This is a genomic window from Undibacterium sp. RuTC16W (assembly GCF_049339445.1).
Taxonomy (GTDB): Bacteria; Pseudomonadota; Gammaproteobacteria; order Burkholderiales; family Burkholderiaceae_D; genus Undibacterium.
On the sequence record NZ_JBMPPE010000117.1, the window covers coordinates 1 to 287 of the forward strand.

The window sequence follows — 287 nt, forward strand, 5'->3', positions numbered from 1 at the left end:
AAACATCCTCAAGCGCGATGGCCACGAGGTGACCAAGGCGAACGGCGGTTCCGGTAAGTTTTAGGGCCTCACCCCCGGACAGGATCGGCTCGAGCTGATGTTGGTCGACCCCTGATGCGCCCCGAGAGGCTCCGAACCTCACCAGCAAGTTTCGGTCAGGGGCTGGCGGTCTTAAGCCGCCAGGGCGTAGTTGTCGTCGTTGGCAACTATATTTTGCAGCCTGTTTAACGAGGCGAGCTGCATCCTCGGCATGCGCCTTGGGTTTTGCAATCCACGTCGAAACCAGA

General features: G+C 59.2%; 1 other RNA gene. It reads right to left on the reverse strand.

What is annotated here, in order from left to right:
* Positions 1-287, reverse strand: a transfer-messenger RNA (tmRNA) gene (gene ssrA, locus ACO0K4_RS19755); the annotation flags it as partial.